Origin of the sequence: Luteimonas colneyensis, assembly GCF_014836665.1 — a bacterium.
Classification (GTDB): Bacteria; Pseudomonadota; Gammaproteobacteria; order Xanthomonadales; family Xanthomonadaceae; genus Luteimonas; species Luteimonas colneyensis.
In genome coordinates this window covers 360,715-380,926 of record NZ_JACSQJ010000001.1, presented here as the reverse complement: position 1 = coordinate 380,926, position 20,212 = coordinate 360,715, and the positions used below count along the sequence as shown (strand labels likewise).

Below are 20,212 nucleotides of genomic sequence, written 5' to 3'. Positions count from 1 at the left end.
GTTCACGCCGCGGGAGGCGGCTGGCGGGGGGAGCGCTCCGCCCCCCCCGCACGACCGTCGCCGGCTTCGTGGGAGTCAGAGCGCCGTGGCGCCGTGAGAGCGGCGGGTCACATCGAAGTTTCGTGGTCGCGTGTCTCCGAAGCCGCGCGCCACCAGCTACCGAAGCGGGGCGGTGCGGGGTGGGGATGGACAGCGCACATGGATGTGCGCGGTAGGCGAATCAGCCATGGATGGCTGCTTCGCCGGTCCGTCCCCACCCCGCAGCGACACGCTCCCTCACGAAGCCGTGGCAAGACTCAGGACAGCGCGATGCGGATCGCTGCGGCTGCGGCCAGCGGTGCCAGCACCAGCGCCGCGACCAGTCCAGCAGCGAGGAGCAGCAGGCCACCGCTGGCGTCGAAGCCCTGCGTTGCCGCGGTGACGCTGCCCGCGCCGAATACCAGCACCGGCACGTACAGCGGCAGCGCCAGCAGCGCCACCAGGATGCCCGAGCGGCGCATGCCCACGGTCAGCGCCGCGACCACCGCGCCGAGCAGCGCCAGCAGCGGCGTGCCGAGCAGAAGCGAGGCGAACAGCACGGGCCAGTCGGCGCGCGGCAGCGCCATCAGTTCGGCCAGCAGCGGCATCGCCAACACCAGCGGCAGCGCCGTCGTCGCCCAGTGCGTCGCCACCCGCACCAGCACCAGCCAGGCCAGCGGCACCGGCGCCAGCAGCCACTGCTCCAGGGAACCGTCCTCGGCATCGCCCCGGAACAGCGTGTCCAGCGCCAGCAGGCCCGACAGCAGCACCGCCACCCAGAGCGCGCCCGGCGCGACCCGCGCCAGCATCGCGCGGTCGCTGCCCAGCGCGAGCGCGAACAGCACCAGCACCAGCAGCGCGAACAGCGCCGGCTGCAGGCTGTCGCCGCGGCGGCGCCACAGCAGCTGCAGGTCGCGGACCGCGAGCGCGCGGGCGGCGGCCCACATCACGATGGCCGCTCCAGCACCAGCATCCGCGTGCGCACCGGCGGTGCCGCGTAGGCGCCGTGCGTGGTGACCATGGTCCCGCCACCCTCGCGCAGGTGCGCCTGGATCATGCGGTTGACCAGTTCGATGCCCTCGAGGTCGAGGTTGGCGTAGGGCTCGTCCATCAGCCACAGCGGTGCCGGCGACAGCCACAGCCGCGCCAGCGACAACCGCTTGCGCTGGCCGGCCGACATCTGCCGCGCCAGCGCGTCCTCGTAGCCGGCCAGGCCGACGGTGGCCATCGCGCCCTCCAGCGACATGCCCGGGCGGCTGCCGTGCAGCCCGCAGAGGAAGCGCAGGTTCTCCAGCGCGCTGAGGTCGGCCTTCTGCCCCGGCAGGTGGCCGAGGTAGCCGATCACCCGCGCGCGCAGCGCGGGATCCACCGGCCGCCCCTGCAGATGGACATCGCCATCGTCGGCGCGCAGCAGGCCCGCGAGCACCTTGAGCAGGGTGGTCTTGCCGGCGCCGTTGTCGCCCTGCACCAGCAGCGCCTCGCCTGCGGCGACCTCGAAATCGAGCGGGCCGAACACCGGCATGTCGTTGCGCGTGAAGCGCAGCGACCGGGCGGAGAGCAGGGGGGGCGACGGAGTGGCGGGTTCGGGCATGCTGCGGCACGGGCCGCGAGGGCGGCCGGACGGCGGCTATTCTAGCCAGTCGACCATCGGGACGTCCGGGAAGGCCGCGGGCTTCGTCGCCTGCATGCGCAGCCGCACCGGCTCGCCGCGCTCCCACCACAGCCCGCCAAGCTGCCCGAACTGGCGGCAGAGATCGTCGAGCAGCCCGCTGTCGACGTCGAACACCACCCAGCCCGGTTCGCGCCAGCTGCGGTTGCGCGCCGACGAGAACGAGGGAATGTGGACGATGCCGCGCGCGGCCAGTTCAAGCTCCAGCGCGGCATCCGCGCGCCGGTTGGAGGCTTCGTCCAGGGGCTGCGAGCACGGGTTCCAGGCAGACAGCAGCCCGAAACTGCGCACCCGCGGATGCAGCAGTTCGAGTCCTGGCACCGGCAGCCCGATCCGGATGTCGTGCCAGTCGCCGTCGCGGGCCCAGCGGTACACCGCGTCGAGGTAGGCGGTGGTCAGGCGTTGGACGTCGGCCTCGGTGGCGGCGGGGGGCGGGTAGTGCATGGAAGGATTTAACGCGATGCCGGCACGCTGCGTAAACTCGTCGATGCCCGGCACGTGGCCGGATGGAGGAACGCGCATGCCCGGCACCAAGCTCCCGAGGGTGGGAACCACCATCTTCACCGTGATGTCGCAGCTCGCGGCCGAGCACGGTGCGGTCAACCTCGGACAGGGCTTCCCCGATTTCGACGTGCCGCCGCGCCTGGTGGACGGGCTCGATCGCGCCATGCGCGCCGGCCACAACCAGTACGCGCCGATGACCGGCGTCGCCGCGCTGCGCGAGGCGATCGCCGACAAGACCGCGGCGCTCTACGGACATCGTCCCGATCCCGACGCCGAGGTCACCGTCACCAGCGGCGCCACCGAGGCGATCTTCAACGCCATCCACGCCGTGGTCCGCGCCGGCGACGACGTGGTGGTGCTCGATCCCGCCTACGACTGCTACGAGCCGGCGATCGACCTGGCCGGCGCGCGCGCGGTGCACGTGCCGCTGGATCCGGCGACCTTCGCCCCCGACTGGGCGCGGGTGCGCGCGGCGATCGGGCCGAAGACGCGCATGCTGATCGTCAACACGCCGCACAACCCGTCCGGCGCGATGCTCTCGGCCGACGACATGGCCGAGCTCGCGTCCATCGTCCAGGACACCGGCGTCTGGCTGGTCTCCGACGAGGTCTACGAGCACATCGTGTTCGACGGCGCGCGCCATGAATCCGCGCTGCGCTACCCGGAGCTGCGCGAGCGCGCCTTCGTGGTCTCGAGCTTCGGCAAGACCTACCATTGCACCGGCTGGAAGGTCGGCTACTGCATCGCGCCGCCGGGGCTGTCGCTCGAGTTCCGCAAGGTGCACCAGTACAACGTGTTCTGCACCTTCGCACCGGCGCAGCACGCGTTCGCTGACATGCTGCGCGAGGAGCCGGAGCATCATCTCGGCCTGGGCGCGTTCTACCAGGCCAAGCGCGACGCCTTCCGCGAGCAGCTGCTGGGCACGAAGCTGGAGCCGCTGCCGGTGCCCGGCGGGTATTTCCAGCTGGTCGACTATTCCGCGGTGAGCGATCTCGTCGACACGGAGTTCTGCCGCTGGCTGACCATCGAGCACGGCGTGGCCTCGATCCCGCTGTCGCCGTTCTACGAAAGCCCGCCGCCCGGCCAGCGCCTGGCGCGCCTGTGCTTCGCCAAGGCCCAGCCGACGCTGGACGCCGCCATCGAACGCCTCACCCGCCTGTAGCTGCTCCTGCAGCAGAGGTCGTCGGGTGCCACGTGGTCGTCCGGAAGGACTAGGATCTTGCCATGGACAACCTGCGCATCTCACTGGTCCAGGGCGACACGCTCTGGCACGACCCCGCCGGCAACCGCGAGTACTACGGCGACCTGATCGCGCCGCTGCGAGGCATCACCGACCTGGTGCTGCTGCCGGAAACCTTCACCAGCGGCTTCAGCAACGACGCCATCGGCCAGGCCGAGGACATGGACGGGCCGACGGTGCGCTGGATGCGCGAGCAGGCCGCCGCCCTGGCTGCGGTGGTCAGCGGCAGCGTCCAGCTGCGCGACGGCGACGGCGTCTACAACCGGCTGCTGTGGGTGCGGCCCGACGGGACGCTCGCGCACTACGACAAGCGACACCTGTTCACCTATGCGCGCGAGCACGAGCGCTACGCCGCCGGACGCGAGCGCCTGGTGGTCGAACTCCGCGGCTGGCGGATCAATCCGCTGGTCTGCTACGACCTGCGCTTCCCGGTGTTCGCGCGCAACACGCTCGATGCCGATGGCCGACCGGCCTTCGACCTGCAGCTGTACGTGGCCAACTGGCCGGCGGCGCGCGCCCAAGCGTGGAAGACCCTGCTGCGGGCGCGTGCGATCGAGAACCTCTGCTACGTCGCCGGGCTCAACCGCGTGGGTCGGGACGGCAACGGGCTTGCGTATTCGGGGGACAGTGCGGTGATCGACTTCCTCGGCGCCCCGCTGAGCGAGTGCGCCGACGAGGAGGTGGTCGTGACCACCACGCTGCTGGCGGGCGAACTGGCCGCCCACCGCGAGCGCTTCCCCGCGCTGGGCGACGGGGACGCGTTCACCCTGGCCTGAACTCAGGCGCCGCGGCGACCGCCGCCGCCGCCACCGCGCGGACCGCGCGGACCGGTGCCCTGCGGACGAGCACCCGGGCGCCCACCCGGCGCACCGCCGGGACGGCCGCCGGGCTTGCCGGCGCCACCAGGCCTGCCGCCACCGCCACCCGGGCGCGCCCCCCGCGGGCCGCGCGGGCGGTCATGCCCACCCGGCGTCGCGTGGTCGGACGGGAACACCGGCGCATTGCCGGGATGGCCATAGGGATGCGCCGCGCGCGCGGGCTTGCCGGCGCCGCCCGCGCGGGCCCCGCCGCCTGCGCCGCCAGGCTTGCGGCCGCCCGGCTTGCGCGCGCCGGGGCCGGCGTTGCGGTGGCCCGCCGGGCCGGTGTCCACGCCATCGGGCACGTACCAGCTGCGGAACGCGGCCGGATTACCCTCGGGCAGGGCGCGCTTGTCCTGGCGCTGCTTGAGCGGCCGGTGCGACTGCCGTGCCGCGGCTTCGCCGGTGACCGTCAGGCCGCCGGAGGGCTTGCGCGGTCCGCCGCGACGGCCGCGGTCCTCGCGCACGTGGTCGAAGCGGCGCAGCTCGCGGCCCTCGTCGGCCGTGGTGTGGCCGCCGACGTAGCCGTGGCTGCGGTGCTGGCCACCCACGTGCACGGTCGACTTGGCCGCGCGGCGCTGGCCGATCACCGGCAGCAGGGTGAGCGCGGCGGGGGCGCCGTCCTCGAGGCCCAGCTCGGTGCGCAGCGCCTGCACCTTCTCGTCGGCCAGCTCCTGTGACTGGCCGCGCAGCAGCGGCTGCGGCAGCTCGACCTGGCCGTAGCGGATGCGCTTCAGGCGGCTGACCTGGCAGCCCTGCGACTCCCACAGGCGGCGCACTTCGCGGTTGCGGCCTTCCTTGACGGTCACCTGGAACCACTCGTGCGAATCGGTGCCGCCGATGCGCTTGATCTCGTCGAACTTCGCCGGGCCGTCGTCCAGCGCGACGCCGCGCTGCAGGCGGTCGACGATGCCGTCGGGCACGGTCTCCATGCCTTCGGGCGCGCGCACGCGGCAGACGTATTCGCGCTCGACCTCGAAGGAGGGATGCATGAGCGCGTTCGCCAGCTCGCCGTCGGTGGTGAGCAGGAGCAGGCCGGTGGTGTTGATGTCCAAGCGGCCGATCGCGATCCAGCGCGCGCCCTTGAGCGCGGGCAGGGAATCGAAGATGGTCGGGCGGCCCTCGGGATCCTCGCGGGTGGTCACTTCGCCTTCGGGCTTGTTGTAGAGCAGCACGCGCGCGGGCTCGGTGAGCGCGCTGGCCACGAAGCTCTTGCCGTCGAGCTCGACGCGGTCGCCGCCGCGGATGCTCATGCCCAGCTGGGCGGTCTCGCCGTTGACCTTCACCAGGCCGTCGGCGATGCGCTGCTCGAGCGCGCGGCGCGAGCCCAGGCCGGCCTGGGCCAGCACCTTGTGCAGGCGTTCTTCCAGCTTCGGCGCTTCGGCTTCGGTGGTCGCGGCGGGGCCGCGCTTCAGCGACAGCTTGCGGCCGCCGGTCTTGTCTTGCGTCATTCTTCTTCCACTCCAGTGCTGTCGCCGTCGTCGGCGAGGGCATCGTCTTCATCGGTTGCCGCGGTCTGCGGCGGAACGTCCCCGGCGTCCGTGGCATCCACGGCGTCGGTTCCGGTGTCGGTTTCTGTATCCGTATCGCTGTCGCTGTCGCTGCCACTGTCGGCATCGCCACTGTCGGCATCGCCGCTGCCGGCGTCGATGTCGCCCAGCGGCATGGCCTCGTCGCCGTCCTGCTTCGCCTCCGGCTCGAACTGCAGCTGCGGCTCCAGCTCGCCGAAGTCCTTCAGCTCCGACAGCGGCGGCAGTTCGTCCAGGCGCTTGAGCCCGAAGTAGTCGAGGAAGCCCCTGGTGGTGCCGAGCAGCTCCGGCCGGCCCGGCATGTCGCGGTGGCCGACGACGCGGATCCACTCGCGCTCTTCCAGCGCCTTGATGATGTTGCTGTTGGTGGCCACGCCGCGGACCTGTTCGATCTCGCCGCGGGTGATCGGCTGGCGGTAGGCGATCAGGGCCAGGGTCTCGAGCGTGGCGCGGGTGTACTTCACCTGGCGCTCGGTCCACAGCCGCGCGACCCAGGCGTGGACGTCGGCCTTGACCTGGTAGCGCCAGCCGGAGGCGACCTCGACCAGCTCGACGCCGCGGTCGGCGCAGTCGGCCTGGAGGGCCTCGAGCGCCTGCGCGATCGCGCCGTCCGGCGCCGGCTCGTCGAGCGGGAACAGGCCGTTGAGCTGCACCACCGTCAGCGGCTGGCTGGACGCCAGCAGGGCGGCTTCGACGATGCGTTTGATCAGTTGCGGATCCATGCGTGTCCTGTTGCGGGTGGCGGTGCGTCAGCGCACCGCGTCGTCGTTCGCGACGCCGTCGTCGTCGTCGAACTCGCTGGCGAACTCCAGCGGGGCCTGGCCGTCGCCGCGATCCACCGCCAGCGACTTGACGTAGATCGGGGCCAGCGGCGCTTCCTGCACGACGTCGAGCAGGCGCTCCTTCGCGAGCTCCAGGATCGACAGGAAGGTCACCACCACCCCGAGCTTGCCCTCGCGCGCTTCGAACAGCTGCTCGAAGCGGTGGAAGGCGCCGTCCTCCAGCCGCGCGAGCAGTTCGCCCATGCGCTGGCGCACGCTCAGCGCCTCGCGCTTGATCGAGTGCCCGGTGAACAGCTCGGCGCGCTTGAGCACGTCGTGCAGCGCCATCAGCATCTCGCGCAGGTCGACCGGCGGCGGCTCGCGGTGCAGCGTCCGCTCCGGCACGAAGGCGCTGGCGGGCGCGGTGTCGCGGTCCATGCGGGGCAGGGTGTCGATGTCCTCCGCCGCCTGCTTGAAGCGCTCGTACTCCTGCAGCCGGCGGACCAGGTCGGCGCGCGGGTCGTCCTCGAGGCCTTCCTCCGACGGCGGCCGCGGCAGCAGCATCCGCGACTTGATCTCGGCCAGGATCGCGGCCATCACCAGGTACTCGGCCGCCAGCTCGAAGCGCAGCTCCTGCATCACGTCGATGTAGGACACGTACTGGCGGGTGATCTCGGCCACCGGGATGTCGAGGATGTCGAGGTTCTGGCGCCGGATCAGGTACAGCAGCAGGTCGAGCGGGCCCTCGAAGGCCTCGAGGATGACTTCAAGCGCGTCGGGCGGGATGTACAGGTCCTGCGGCAGCTGCATCAGCGGCTGCCCGTGCACCGTTGCCAGCGCGATTTCCTGCTGCATCGGCGCGCTCCCGGACGCGTGGGCGTCGGGCGCGGCGGCGGCAGCGGTGTCTGGACCGGCTTGGATCATCGGTGTCGCGGCCCCCTCCGGGCCACTCGAACTTGGGAACGCATGCGCCAGGCCCCGGGGCGGGACGCGGTGGCGCCTGTGCGGCCGGCGGCCGCGGGGCACTGCAGCCAGACCACTCCGGCCGGGCGCGACGGCAGGAGCCGTGGCGGCGCGGTGGCAGTGAGGTCGTGGGTGGGCCGGCGGGGGCAGGACGGGCGGACTGCGCCGCCGCTGCGTTCCGGCACTCGGAACCGGGATTCAGGGTAATGGCAGCGGAGAGGGCTGTCCAGCCCGGATCGCCGCGGGCTTCATGGCCGGTTGCGGCTACGATGTCGGCCCGCCACGCGTTTGGAGCAGAGTATGTGGTACGCGATCGAAGGCCGTGACGCCGCTGGCGTGCTGGACAGGCGCGTGGCCGCGCGCGCCGCCCATCTTGCGCGCCTGCAGGCGCTGCGCGACGAAGGCCGCCTGCTGGTCGCGGGGCCGTGCCCGGCCGTGGACGCGGAGGATCCGGGCCCGGCCGGGTTCTCCGGCAGCATCGTGATCGCGCGCTTCGATTCGCTGGAGGACGCGCGCGCCTGGGCGGACGCCGACCCCTACGTCGGCGCCGGCGTGTATGCGAGCGTCGAGGTGCGGCCGTTCCGCAAGGTGCTGCCCTGATCCTGGCCGGCGGCGGGGCTTTGCCGCTCGGGCTGTAACCGTTTACATTCGGGTCGATCCAGCGAGTCGGGGCCCGCATGGCGGTCACCATCAAGGACGTGGCGCGCGAAGCCGGGGTCTCGGTGGCCACCGTCTCGCGCGCGATCAATGGCCAGGAGGGCGTCGCGGCGGGGGTGCGCGACCGCGTGCTGGAGGTCGCCAGTCGCCTGGACTACGCCCCGCACCAGGCCGCACGCGCGCTCAGCAGCCGGCGCACCCGCACCGTCGGCGTGGTCCTGCCGGACCTGCACGGCGAGTTCTTCTCCGAACTGATCCGCGGCATCGGCCAGGAGGCGCGGGGGCACGGCCTGCACCTGCTGCTGTCCGCCCACCACGGCGATCCCGGCGAGCAGGGCTCCGCTCTGCAGGCGATGCGCGGCCGCGTCGATGGCGTGCTGGTGATGGCTCCGACCGACGGCGGCATCCTGCCGCTGGCCGGCCAGCTGTCCACGGCGCTGCCCGCGGTCCTCGTCAACGCCGCCGATCCGGAAGGCCGCTGGCCCGCGGTGGTGGTCGACGGCCATGCCGGGGCGCGCCGGATGACGCGGCACCTGCTGGACGCGGGCCGCCGCAGGATCGCCTTCGTGGCCGGCCCCGCCGACAACCGCGATGCGCGCGAGCGCCGGCGCGGGTACGAGGATGCGCTGCGGGAATTCGACCCCGCGGCCGGACGCGATCTTCGCCGCCAACGACGCCATGGCGATCGGCTGTCTGCGGGCCTGCGCCGACGCCGGCGTGGACGTGCCGGGCGAGGTCGCCGTGGCCGGCTTCGACGACATCCCGCTGGCCCGCCTCGTGCACCCGGCGCTCACCACCATGCAGGTAGATATCGCCGGGCTCGGGGCAAGCGCGTTGCGGCTGCTGGTGCAGTCGAGGGAGGGGGCCGGTGCAGGGGACGGCATCCGATCCATCGTGCCGCAGCTCGTCATCCGCGGATCCAGCCAGTGCGCCGGTTCCCGTCCCGGGCCATGACTGGCCCACGGAGACATTCGACATGAGTACGCACCGCCCGCGACACCTTCCCCTCCAGCGCTCGCTGCTGGCCGCCGCCCTGGCCTCGGGCCTGATGCTCTGCACGGCGCCGGCGCTTGCGCAGTCCACCGCCGCCACCGTGCGCGGGCAGGTCATGCTGGACTCCGCCCCGGCCACCGACGCCGAGGTCACCGCCACCAACCTGGTCACGGGCCTGCGCCGCAGCGTGCGCGTCACCAACGGCGGCTACAGCCTCGGCGGCCTGCCGCCCGGCAGCTACCGCATCGACGTCAGCGCCGGCGGCCGCACCGACAGCCGCAACGTCACCCTGCGGGTCGGCCAGACGGCCACGCTCGACCTCGGCGTGGGCGGCGTCGACGAGACCGCCACGGCAGGGGAGGCCGAAACGCTGGACACGGTGACCGTGACCGGCCAGGTGCTGGTCGAGACCCGCACCTCGGAGGTGGCCACCTACATCACGCCGAAGCAGATCCAGGCACTGCCGCAGGGCACGCGCAACTTCCTGGCCTTCGCCGACACCGTGCCCGGCGTGCAGTTCACCCAGGGCAGCGACGGGACCACCCGCCTGCGCTCGGGCGCGCAGGACTCCAGCGCGATCAACGTCTTCATCGACGGCGTGGGGCAGAAGAACTACGTGCTGCCCGGCGGCGTCAGCGGCCAGGACTCGACCCGCGGCAATCCGTTCCCGCAGGCGGCGATCGGCGAGTACAAGGTGATCACCTCCAACTACAAGGCCGAGTATGACCAGCTCGGCAGCGCCGCGATCACCGCGGTCACGCGCTCGGGCAGCAACGAGTTCGGCGGCAGCTTCTTCTGGGACCGCACGTCCACCGACTGGCGTGCGCCGACCGAGGGCGAGGAGGCATCGGGCGAGAAGGCCGAGTTCCGCGAGGAGCAGTACGGCGCCTCCTTCGAAGGCCCGATCATCCGCGACCGCCTGCAGTTCTTCCTCGCGTACGAGGCCAAGGAGTACGTCTCGCCGCGTTCGGTGGTGCCCGGCCAGGGCTTCGCGAGCACGCCGGGGCTGCTGCCGGCCGAATTGCAGCCGCTCGTCGGCACCTTCAGCTCACCGTTCAAGCAGGACATGTACTTCGGCAAGCTCAGCTGGCTGCCGGGCGACGCCCACCTGGTCGAGCTGACGGCCAAGGTCCGCGAGGAAACCGAGCTCGGCAACTTCGACGGCACGCGCACGCTGATGTACGGCAGCGCCAAGGACAACGACGATCGCCGGCTCGACCTGCGCTACCAGTTCAGCGGCGAGCGCTTCCTCAACGACTTCCACGTCGGCTACGAGGACGCGAGCTGGCGCCCGCGCGCCTACACCCTGGCGCCGGGCTACGTGCTGACCACCGCCAATCCCAACGACGTCATCCTCCAGGCCGGCGGCGGCCCGGATTTCCAGGACAAGGGACAGAAGGGCTGGTCGCTGCAGAACGACCTGACGTTCAACAGCTTCGAGTGGAACGGCCACCACACGATCAAGATGGGCGTGAAGTTCAAGGACATCGACATCACGTCGCTGGAGCAGAACCCGTACAACGCCCAGTATTACTACGACGTCGGCCAGGACACCTCGATCCCGTACCAGGTCCGCTTCGGCGCGCCGGTGGGCGAGGCGACCGGCGGCGTGACCACGTCCGGCAAGCAGTACGGGCTCTACCTCCAGGACGACTGGGAGGTCAACGAGCACCTCACGCTCAACCTCGGCCTGCGCTGGGACTACGAGACCAATCCCGCCTACACGGACTACGTGACGCCGGCCGACTACGTCGCGGCGCTGCGCGGCTGGGACAACATCAACGCGCCGGGCTCCGGCATCGACATCGAGGACTACATCAGCACCGGCTCGGAGCGCGACGACTTCAAGGACGCGTGGCAGCCCAGGCTGGGCTTCTCCTACGACCTGCGCGGCGACCAGCGCCACGTCATCTTCGGCGGCGCAGGGCGCTCGTACGACCGCAACCTCTTCAGCCAACTGGCGCTGGAGAGCACCAAGTACAGCTTCCCGCCGTATACCTACCAGTTCGACACCGCGGGCCACGACTGCGACGGCGCCAGTCCGACCTGCCTGGCCTGGGACGAGAGCTATTTCGATCCGGCGACGCTGCAGGCGCTGGTGGCGGCCAACCCCAATCTGGGCGCCGAACGCTACCTGATGCACAACGACATCAGGACGCCGTACTCGGACCAGTTCAGCCTCGGCATGCGCAACCTCTACGGCCCCTGGGTGACCGAGGTGACGCTGTCGCACATCACCAGCCACGACGGGCTGGTGTTCCATCTCGGCAACCGCCGGCCGGATGGCGACTTCTTCGCGCCGGGCACCACCTGGGGTCCGCCGTGGGACGACGGCGCGTTCGGCGTGCCGGGCTACGGCCGCCTGATCATCGGCACCAACGGGCTCGAGACCCGGGCCAACAGCCTCGCGCTGAAGATCGACAAGCCGTACACGCAGGCGTCGCGCTGGGGCATGACGTTCGCCTACACCTATACCGACGCCGAGCAGAATGCCAATACCACGTCGGGCGGAGCGTTCGACTATCCCGACCTCTCGGGCTTCGGCTGGCTCGCCTCGACCGGCGTGCCGAAGCACCGCATGGTCGCGACCGGCGTCTATGACGCGCCCTGGGGCATCACCCTGTCGGGCAAGCTGAGCCTGGCCAGCCCCAGTCCGCGCCAGGGCACCAACTGCCTCGCCGGGTGGAACGACTGCATCATCGATTACTACACGCCCGAGGGATCGATCGGCTTCAAGCAGTTCGACCTCGCGGCGCAGCGCACCTGGCAGGCCGGCGAGCGGCTGAGCTTCTACGTCCGCGGCGACGTGCTGAACGTGTTCGACTGGGTGAACTACGATGGCCGCGACGACTGGTTCGGTGCGCCCGGCGAGCCGAACCCGAATCTCGGCCGCCCGACCAGCCAGCTGTTGCCGACGCGCACGTTCAAGCTTTCGATGGGGTTCAACTGGTGATCGTGAGGCGACGCGACTGATGCGGATGCGGGGCCTGCCGTTGACACGCCTGCTGCCCTATGCCGCGTGCGTGCTGCTGCTCGCCGCGTGCGGACGCGGCGAGCAGCCGGCCAACGTCGAACCGCCGCGCCCGGGGCCGATCGAGGAGGTGGTGGTGACCGCCCCGCCGCCGGACGCGGTGAAGCCGGGCCCCGGGTCGCTGCCACCGCTGTTCCGCGACATCGAGAAGCGCACCTTCCAGTTCTTCTGGGACACCACCGACGAGCGCAATGGGATGACGCCGGACCGCTTTCCGTCGCGTCCGTTCGCGAGCATCGCGGCAATCGGCTTCGCGCTGACGGCGTACCCCATCGGCATCGAGAACGGCTGGATCAGCCGCCGGCAGGCGGTCGACCGGACGCTGCTGACGCTGGAGTTCCTGCTGGAATCACCGCAGGGTCCCGAGGCCACCGGCACCATCGGCCACCGCGGCTTCTTCTACCACTTCCTCGACATGCGCAGCGGCCACCGCTACGAGCCCTGGGTGGAGCTGTCGAGCGTGGACACGGGTCTGATGATGCTGGGCGTGCTGTTCGCGCAGTCGTACTACGACGGCGACGACCCGCGCGAGCAGCGCATCCGCGAGGTGGCCGACGAGCTCTACCGGCGCATCGAATGGCCCTGGATGCAGGTGCGGCCGCCGCTGGTGTCGATGGGCTGGTATCCGGAGCGCGGCTTCATCGAGCACGACTGGACCGGCTACGACGAGGCGATGCTGGTCTACATCCTCGCGCTGGGTTCGCCCACGCATCCGGTCGAGCCCGAGGCGTGGACGGCGTGGACGCGCACCTACGACGACAGCTGGGGCATTTTCCAGGGCCAGGAATACCTCAGCTTCGCGCCGCATTTCGGCCACCAGTACAGCCACGCCTGGATCGACTTCCGCGGCATCCGCGACGCCTATATGCGCGGGCGCGGCATCGACTATTTCGAGAACTCGCGACGCGCGACCTATGCCCAGCGTTCGTACGCGATCGAGAATCCGATGGGCTGGAAGGGCTATGGGCCCGAGATCTGGGGCCTGACCGCCAGCGATGGCCCGCAGCGCACCGACCAGGAATACGAGGGCCAGCTGCGCGAGTTCCGGCACTACAGTGCGCGCGGCGCCGGCATCGCCGTGGCCTTCGACGACGGTACCATCGCGCCAACCGCGGCGATCGCCTCGCTTCCGTTCGCACCGGAACTGGTGGTGCCGGCGACCGAGGCGCTGGTGGAGCGGCACGGCGAGTACCTGTATTCCAGCTACGGCTTCCTCGACGCCTTCAACCCCAGCTTCGAGTACGACATCCCGCTCAAGACCGGCCGCATCGTGCCGGGGAGAGGCTGGGTGGCCAGCGACTACATCGGCATCGACCAGGGGCCGATCCTGATCGGCATCGCCAACCACCGCAGCGGCTTCGTCTGGGAAGTGATGAAGCGGAATCCGTACATCCGCATCGGGCTGGAGCGCGCGGGTTTCACCGGTGGGTGGCTGGCGGAGCTGCAGGCGCGCGATGCGGCGGCAGACGAAGCCGCCGCGGGCGCCGAAGCCGAAGCTGAAGCTGAAGCCGAAACCGAAGCCGAAGCCGAAGCGGGTGCGGACGGTGCGGACGGTGCAGGCGGTGCGGAAGGCGAAGCGGGTAAGGAAAGCGAAACCCGTGCAGGGGACGGAGCCGCTGCGGCCGCGAACGCCGCCGGGCGCCGCGGCGAAGCGGGGGGCCGGACGACGGCCGCGCCCGCGATCGGCCTTCCGTCGCGCCGCGCGGCCTGACCCGCGTGGCCCGGCAGCGCTCCCTGTGGTGCCAGGCGGCCTGCGTCGCCGCGCTGGTCGCGGGCGCGGCGCTGGTCGCGGGCTGTGCGCGCAGCGGGGACGAGGCCACCACCACCATCCGCTTCTGGGCCATGGGCCGCGAGGCCGAGGTGGTGGCGGAGCTCCTGCCGGACTTCGAGCGCGAGCATCCGGGCCTGCGCGTCGAGGTCCAGGCCATTCCCTGGACCGCCGCGCACGAGAAGCTGCTGACCGCCTATGCCGCCGACGCGATGCCCGACCTGCTGCAGCTGGGCAACACCTGGATCCCCGAGTTCGCCGCGCTCGACGCGCTTGAGCCGCTGCGGCCGCGCGTCGACGCCTCGGCGGTGGTCGACGCCGCCGACTACTTCGCCGGCATCCTCGACACCAATGTCGTGAACGGCCAGCTGCTGGGCGTGCCCTGGTACGTCGACACGCGGCTGCTGTTCTACCGGCGGGACATCCTGCGCGAGGCGGGCGTCACCGGGGTGCCGCGCACCTGGGACGAGTGGGCCGCGGCGATGGATGCCGTGCAGCGCAATGCCGGCCCGGGACGCCACGCCATCCTGCTGCCGCTCAACGAGTTCGAACCCCAGCTCTCGCTGGCCCTGCAGCAGGAGGATCCGCTGCTGCGCGACGGTGGCACCCGCGGCAATTTCGACAGCCCCGGGTTCCGGCGTGCGCTCGCGTTCTACGCCCGCATCTTCGAGGAGGGCTGGGCACCCGCGCTGTCCGAGACCCAGGTGTCCAACGTCTGGGACGAGTTCTTCCACGGTTCCTACGCCTTTTACCTGTCCGGTCCCTGGAACATCCGCGAGTTCCGACGCCGCGCGCCGCCGGAGCTCGCCGGCGCCTGGGGCACGATGCCGCTGCCGGGGCCCGACGGGCCCGGCGCCGGCATCGCCGGCGGTACCAGCCTGGTGCTGCCGCGCGGCGGCGCGCGTGCCGATGCCGCCTGGCGGCTGGTGGAGTATCTCTCTCGCCCCGGGGTCCAGCGCCGCTTCCACGCGCTGAGCGGCAACCTTCCGCCGCGGCGCAGCGCCTGGGCGCATCCCGACCTGGCCGCCGATCCACTGGCCGCCGCGTTCCGTGACCAGCTCGAGCGCGTGCGCCCGACGCCCAAGGTGCTGGAGTGGGAGCGCATCGCGCAGGAGATCCGGCTGGTGACCGAGCGCGTGGTGCGCGGCGGGCTGTCGCAGGACCAGGCCGTGCGCGAGCTCGACGCCAGCGTCGACGCCATCCTCTCCAAGCGCCGCTGGATCATCGAAGGGGAGGCCCGCTGATGCGCGCCGGCGTCGCGGGCTGGATGTTCGTCGCACCGGCGCTGATCGTGATCGGTCTGTTCTTCGTGCTGCCGGTGGCGTCGGCCCTGCTGCTCAGCCTGACCGACTTCGACCTCTACGCGCTGGCCAACCCCGCCCACCTGCGTTTCGTCGCGCTCGACAACTACCTGGAGCTGCTGCGCACGCCGATCTTCTGGAAGGCGCTGTGGAACACCAGCTACTTCGTGGTGGTGGGCGTGCCGCTGTCGATCGCGGTGTCGCTGGCCGCGGCGCTGCTGCTGGACTCGCAGCTGGCGCGGGCGAAGGCCTTCTTCCGCACCGCGCTGTTCGCGCCGGTGGTGACCACGCTGGTGGCGGTGGCGGTGATCTGGCGCTACCTGTTCCACACCAGCTACGGCCTGGTGAACTGGGCGCTGGGCCACGTCGGCGTGTCCCCGGTCGACTGGCTGGGGGATCCACGCTGGGCGATGCCCACGATCATCGGCTTCGCGGTATGGAAGAACTTCGGCTACAACATGGTGATCCTGCTCGCCGGTCTGCAGGCGATCCCGCGCGAGCTCTACGAGGCGGCGCGCATCGATGGCGCGTCGACCTGGCGGCAGATCGTCCACATCACCCTGCCGGCGCTGGGGCCGGTGCTGCTGGTTGTGTCGGTGATCACGGTGTCGGGCTATTTCCAGCTTTTCGCCGAGCCCTACGTCATGACCCGCGGCGACCCGCTGCAGTCCACGGTCAGCGTGCTCTATTTCATGTTCGAGGAGGGCTTCCGCTGGTGGAACCTCGGCCGCGCCTCGGCGGTGGCCTTCATGCTGTTCCTGGTGATCCTCGGCGCCACCACGCTGCTGCTGCGCGCCGGCCGCAGGCGGGACCTGGTATGAGCCGGCCGGTCGGCGGTTCGCGGCTGCAGGCGCTGCTGGTCAACGGCGCGCTGGCGGCGTTCGCGCTGCTGGCGCTGGCGCCGCTGGCCTGGATGGTCTCGGTGTCGTTCATGCCGATGGGCGAGGCCTCGGGCTTCCCGCCGCCGCTGTTGCCCAGCGCGGTGACCCTGGACAACTACCGCGAACTGTTCGCGCGCACCGGCATCGGCCGCGCCTTCGCCAACAGCCTGCTGGTGTCGCTGGGCATCACGCTCGGGTCGCTGGCCATCAACACCGCGGCCGGCTACGCCTTCGCCAAGCTGCGATTCCGCGGCCGCGACCGCCTGTTCCAGGCGCTGCTGGCGGCGCTGGTGGTACCGGCGCAGGTGGCGATGCTGCCGCTGTTCCTGCTGATGAAGCAGCTCGGCCTGGTCAACACCCTGGGCGGCGTGGTGGTCCCGGCGCTTGCCGGCGTGTTCGGCATCTTCCTGGTGCGGCAGTACGCGCGCTCGATCCCGGATGCGCTGCTGGAGGCCGCGCGCATCGACGGCGCCGGCGAACTGCGCATCTTCGTGCAGGTGGTGCTGCCGATGCTGAAGCCGGTGCTGGTCACGCTGGCGATCTTCAGCTTCATGGCCGCCTGGAACGACTTCATGTGGCCGCTGATCGTGCTCGCCGACCAGGGGCAGTACACGCTGCCGGTGGCGCTGGCTGCGCTGTCGCGCGAGCACATCATGGACGTGGAGATGATGATGGCCGGCGCCGTGGTCACGGTGCTGCCGGTGCTGATGCTGTTCCTGGCGCTGCAGCGCTGGTACATGCAGGGCCTGCTGCTTGGCAGCGTCAAGGGATGAGGAGCGCGGACGGATGGCGGTGAGCGGGACGATGGGGCGCGGTGCGGGTGCCGCGGCACGGGCTGCGGGGCGGCGTGGCGGGTGGGGCAGGGCCGCGGTGGGGGCGCTCGCGGGCTGGCTGGCGTGCGCGTCGCCGGCGGCAGCGCAGGAAGTCCTGTCGACGCGGTTGCTCGACGGCTTCGAGGACTCCGCAGCGTGGCGCGTGGTCGCCTCCGACCAGGTCAGCGCCGCGATCCGCGCGGTCGACGGCGCCGAAGGCAGCGCCCTGTGCCTGGACTACGACTTCAACGGCGTCTCCGGCCACGCCGGCATCCAGCGCGCGCTGCCGCTGGATTTCCCCGTGAACTACCGCTTCGACCTCCAGCTGCGCGGGGACGCACCGGCCAACGACCTGCAGTTCAAGCTCGTCGATGCCAGCGGCGACAACGTCTGGTGGGCCAACCGCAGCTCGGTCGAGCCGCCCGCGCGCTGGACGCCGCAGCGCTACAAGGCGCGGCACATCGTCAAGGCCTGGGGGCCGGATCCGGATCCGCTGCTGCGCGCCAGCGCGTCGATGGAGTTCGTGGTCTACAACCGCGTCGGCGGCCGCGGCTCGGTCTGCTTCGACGCGCTGTCTTTCAGCGAGCTGGCGCCTCCCGACGACAGCCCCTTGCACGCGACCGCGCTGGCGACGGCGGGCGACGCCGCGGCGGCGGTCGACGGCGATGCCGCCAGCGCCTGGCGCGCGCCCAAGGTGGAAGGCGGCCAGCGGATCGTGCTCGACCTCGGCCGCGTGCGCGAATTCGGAGGGCTGGTGCTGGACTGGCTGCCCGGCCGTCAGGCGTCACGCTACCGCGTGCAGGTATCCGGCGACGGTGCCGCATGGCGCGACCTGCGCGACGTGCAGGGCAGCGATGGCGAGCGCGACTGGATCGCACTGCCGGAGTCGGAGGCGCGCTGGATCGCGCTGGACCTGCTCGACGGGCCGGGGGCGGAGTTCGCCCTGGCCGGCGCTACGGTGAAGCCGCTCGGCTTCAGTGCCCACCCCAACGACTTCGTGCGCGCGGTCGCCGCTGACCTGCCGCGCGGCCGCTACCCGCGCGGCTTCAGCGGCGAGCAGCCGTACTGGACCATCCTCGGCCTCGACGGCGGACTGCAGCAGGGCCTGATCGGCGAGGACGGCGCGGTCGAGGTCGCGCGCGGCGGCTTCAGCATCGAACCCTTCGTCGTCGCCGGCGGCCGCCTGGTGACCTGGGCCGACGCGGCACCGCGGCAGTCGCTCCAGGACGGCTACCTGCCGATCCCGAGCGTGGACTGGCGCCACGACGACTTCTCGCTGCGCGTCACCGCGTTCGCGGCCGGTACCCCCGAACGTTCGCAGCTGGTGCTGCGCTACCGGCTGGCCAACACCAGCGGGCGGCCGCAGGACCTGCAGCTGGCACTGGCCACGCGCCCGCTGCAGGTCAATCCGCCGGCGCAGTTCCTCAACACCCTCGGCGGCGTCAGCCGGATCAACGCGATCGCGGTCGACGGCGGCATGGTGTCGGTGGCGGGCGTGCCCCGGGTGTTCGCCAAGCAGGTGCCCGATGCCTCGTTCGCCTCGGCCTTCGACGCCGGCGACTTGGTCCGGCACCTCGCCGCCGGCAGGCTGCCCGCGACCACGCGCGTGGCGAACGATCCGGCGGGGCTGGCGTCGGCCGCGCTGGTCTGGCGCGCGCGGCTGGCGCCCGGCGCGGTGGAGAGCGTCGAGGTGATGGTGCCGATGACCGGCGGCAGCGCGCCGGCGCGGCGCTGGTGGGACGCGGAGGCGCTGCAGCAGGAGGTCGCGGCGCAGTGGCGCGGCAAGCTCGACCAGGTGCGGCTGGACGTCCCGCCCGAGGGCCAGGCGCTGGCCGACAGCCTGCGCACCGCGCTGGCGCACATGCTGGTGTCGCGCGTGGGGCCGCGGCTGCAGCCCGGCACGCGCTCGTACTCGCGCAGCTGGATCCGCGACGGCGCCATGATCTCCGAGGGCCTGCTGCGCATGGGCCGTGCCGACGCCGTGCGCGAGTACGTCGAGTGGTACGCGCCCTTCCAGTTCGACGACGGCAAGGTGCCGTGCTGCGTCGACGACCGCGGCAGCGATCCGGTTCCCGAGAACGACAGCCACGGCGAGCTGATCTTCAACATCGCCGAGTACTGGCGCCACACCGGCGACGACGCCTTCCTCGAGCGCATGTGGCCGCACGTGCTGGCCGCCTGGGAGTACATGGAGTCGCTGGCGCAGAGCGAGCGCACCGGGGCCAACCGCGCGCTGGACCCGGCCTTCTTCGGGATGATGCCGGCCTCGATCAGCCACGAGGGCTACTCGGCCAAGCCGATGCACTCGTACTGGGACAACTTCTGGGCGCTGCGCGGCTACAAGGACGCGGTGCAGGTGGCCGAAGCGCTGGGCAGGGCGGAGGACGCGGCGCGCATGGCCGCGGCGCGCGACCGCTTCCGCGCCGACCTGCTGGCCTCGCTCGACGCCGCCGCGACCCGCCACGCCATCGATTACCTGCCCGGCGCCGCGGAGCTGGGCGACTTCGATCCGACCTCCACCACCATCGCGCTCGCGCCCGGCGGCGAGCTCGCGCACCTGCCGCCCGACCGCGTGCACGCCACCTTCGAGCGCTACTGGCGCGAGTTCGCGCAGCGCCGCGACGGCGAGCGCGCATGGAAGGACTACACGCCCTACGAATGGCGCAACGTCGGCGCCTTCGTGCGCCTGGGCTGGCGCGAGCGCGCCTGGGACGCGGCGCGCTGGTTCCTCGACCACCGCGCGCCCGCGCCCTGGAACCAGTGGGCGGAAGTGGTGACGCCGACGCCGCGCACGCCGTTCTTCCTCGGCGACCTGCCGCACGCCTGGGTGGCGTCGGACTTCGTGCGTTCGGCGCTGGACATGTTCGCCTACGTGCGCGAGTCCGACGACAGCCTGGTGCTGGCGGCCGGCGTGCCGGCGTCGTGGCTGGACGGCCGTGGCGTGGCCCTGCACGGCATGCGTACGCCGCACGGCACGCTGGGCTACCGGCTGGCGCGCGAAGACGGACGGCTGGTGCTGGAGATCGCCGCCGACGCCGGCCTGCCGCCTGGCGGCCTGGTGCTGCCGTGGCCGTATCCGGGCGAACCCGGGCCCGCGAGCGTGGACGGCGTGACGGTCGCCTGGGATGGACGGGAGCTGCGCATCCCCCGCGCCGGCGCGCGCGTGGAGATCGCCGTGCCCTGAGGCGGATGCCGGGGCCAGCGCCGGACATAGGGTCGGCCCGGAGA

General features: G+C 71.7%; 14 protein-coding genes and 2 pseudogenes. 10 read left to right on the top strand and 6 right to left on the bottom strand.

Going from position 1 to position 20,212, the window contains the following annotated elements; genetic code table 11:
• Nucleotides 1-296: 296 nt before the first annotated feature.
• From ccmB to H9645_RS01615, 3 genes are read right to left on the bottom strand one after another with little or no spacing between them, the layout of a single operon-like run.
• Nucleotides 297-965, bottom strand: a complete 669-nt coding sequence (gene ccmB, locus H9645_RS01625; protein WP_191727986.1) for a heme exporter protein CcmB — start codon at nucleotides 963-965, stop codon at nucleotides 297-299.
• Nucleotides 965-1,609 carry a heme ABC exporter ATP-binding protein CcmA gene (gene ccmA, locus H9645_RS01620; protein ID WP_191727985.1) on the bottom strand — a complete coding sequence of 215 codons (645 nt, stop codon included), beginning with the start codon at nucleotides 1,607-1,609 and terminating at the stop codon, nucleotides 965-967. The genes ccmB and ccmA overlap by 1 nt, the downstream gene beginning before the upstream one ends.
• A 36-nt stretch (nucleotides 1,610-1,645) precedes the next feature.
• Nucleotides 1,646-2,209, bottom strand: coding sequence for a DUF3293 domain-containing protein (locus H9645_RS01615; protein ID WP_191727984.1), 564 nt, complete (start codon nucleotides 2,207-2,209; stop codon nucleotides 1,646-1,648).
• Here H9645_RS01615 and H9645_RS01610 point away from each other — a divergent pair.
• Both H9645_RS01610 and H9645_RS01605 read left to right on the top strand, forming a co-directional pair.
• Nucleotides 2,208-3,353 carry a pyridoxal phosphate-dependent aminotransferase gene (locus tag H9645_RS01610; protein WP_191727983.1) on the top strand — a complete coding sequence of 382 codons (1,146 nt, stop codon included), beginning with the start codon at nucleotides 2,208-2,210 and terminating at the stop codon, nucleotides 3,351-3,353. The two genes, H9645_RS01615 and H9645_RS01610, sit on opposite strands and share 2 nt — an antisense overlap.
• A 62-nt stretch (nucleotides 3,354-3,415) precedes the next feature.
• Entirely contained in the window at nucleotides 3,416-4,207 is a 792-nt protein-coding gene (locus H9645_RS01605) for an amidohydrolase (RefSeq protein WP_191727982.1), read from the top strand.
• Nucleotides 4,208-4,209: 2 nt separating this feature from the next.
• Here H9645_RS01605 and H9645_RS01600 read toward each other — a convergent pair whose 3' ends face one another.
• From H9645_RS01600 to H9645_RS01590, 3 genes and pseudogenes are all read right to left on the bottom strand, one after another.
• On the bottom strand, nucleotides 4,210-5,739 hold the full coding sequence (locus H9645_RS01600) for a pseudouridine synthase (RefSeq protein WP_191727981.1): 1,530 nt from the start codon (nucleotides 5,737-5,739) through the stop codon (nucleotides 4,210-4,212).
• Between the two features lie 250 nt (nucleotides 5,740-5,989).
• Nucleotides 5,990-6,539 (bottom strand): annotated as a pseudogene (gene scpB, locus H9645_RS01595) (SMC-Scp complex subunit ScpB); the annotation flags it as partial.
• A gap of 27 nt (nucleotides 6,540-6,566) precedes the next feature.
• Nucleotides 6,567-7,433, bottom strand: coding sequence for a segregation and condensation protein A (locus tag H9645_RS01590; protein WP_318240474.1), 867 nt, complete (start codon nucleotides 7,431-7,433; stop codon nucleotides 6,567-6,569).
• Between the two features lie 408 nt (nucleotides 7,434-7,841).
• Here H9645_RS01590 and H9645_RS01585 point away from each other — a divergent pair, with 408 nt between their 5' ends.
• From H9645_RS01585 to H9645_RS01550, 8 genes and pseudogenes are all read left to right on the top strand, one after another.
• Nucleotides 7,842-8,141 carry a YciI family protein gene (locus H9645_RS01585; RefSeq protein ID WP_191727978.1) on the top strand — a complete coding sequence of 100 codons (300 nt, stop codon included), beginning with the start codon at nucleotides 7,842-7,844 and terminating at the stop codon, nucleotides 8,139-8,141.
• A gap of 77 nt (nucleotides 8,142-8,218) precedes the next feature.
• Nucleotides 8,219-9,152: pseudogene (locus tag H9645_RS01580) on the top strand (LacI family DNA-binding transcriptional regulator).
• Between the two features lie 22 nt (nucleotides 9,153-9,174).
• Nucleotides 9,175-12,144, top strand: coding sequence for a TonB-dependent receptor (locus H9645_RS01575; RefSeq protein WP_191727977.1), 2,970 nt, complete (start codon nucleotides 9,175-9,177; stop codon nucleotides 12,142-12,144).
• Between the two features lie 25 nt (nucleotides 12,145-12,169).
• On the top strand, nucleotides 12,170-13,933 hold the full coding sequence (locus tag H9645_RS01570) for a glucoamylase family protein (RefSeq protein WP_425490196.1): 1,764 nt from the start codon (nucleotides 12,170-12,172) through the stop codon (nucleotides 13,931-13,933).
• Between the two features lie 23 nt (nucleotides 13,934-13,956).
• Nucleotides 13,957-15,234: a sugar ABC transporter substrate-binding protein gene (locus tag H9645_RS01565; protein WP_425490195.1), complete on the top strand. Its 1,278-nt coding sequence runs from the start codon at nucleotides 13,957-13,959 to the stop codon at nucleotides 15,232-15,234.
• Complete coding sequence (locus H9645_RS01560) at nucleotides 15,234-16,112, top strand: carbohydrate ABC transporter permease (protein WP_191727975.1); 879 nt, start codon at nucleotides 15,234-15,236, stop codon at nucleotides 16,110-16,112. The genes H9645_RS01565 and H9645_RS01560 overlap by 1 nt, the downstream gene beginning before the upstream one ends.
• Nucleotides 16,109-16,945: a carbohydrate ABC transporter permease gene (locus tag H9645_RS01555; RefSeq protein WP_191727974.1), complete on the top strand. Its 837-nt coding sequence runs from the start codon at nucleotides 16,109-16,111 to the stop codon at nucleotides 16,943-16,945. The genes H9645_RS01560 and H9645_RS01555 overlap by 4 nt, the downstream gene beginning before the upstream one ends.
• A 97-nt stretch (nucleotides 16,946-17,042) precedes the next feature.
• Nucleotides 17,043-20,168: a discoidin domain-containing protein gene (locus H9645_RS01550; RefSeq protein ID WP_425490182.1), complete on the top strand. Its 3,126-nt coding sequence runs from the start codon at nucleotides 17,043-17,045 to the stop codon at nucleotides 20,166-20,168.
• Nucleotides 20,169-20,212 lie beyond the last annotated feature (44 nt).